We start from the raw sequence: 461 nt of genomic DNA on the forward strand, positions 1-461 counted from the left end.
CATATATACAAAATCATTGGACCAATATTTGAATATTTAGATGCAGGCCAAACTTATTTTAATCCATATATATTAATTATATTTGGATGAGATNNNAATATATATTATTAGCAACAATTGCAATTATCATTATTTTATCTTTTATTACATATTACAATATTTCTCCAATAAAGAATATTAATCCAAATTTAATAGGAGAAAATTTTGAAGATCAAATAACATATATATATCAAAATTTTGGATATAATTATATATCTAATTATACATTATATTTTGAAAATTATACAGAAGATATTAATTACAATTTTTCTTTTATTTGTATATCTTCATATAATTTATCAATTCAAGCATGTAATGGAAATAATATAAATTGTTGTTATTATTTTAATGGTTGCTTTTTTNNNNAATCAAAATATATTAAAATATTGCAATGAAAACTTTATTTTATATAATCCACCAAA

The sequence above is a fragment of the Candidatus Nanopusillus massiliensis genome, from assembly GCF_920984865.1.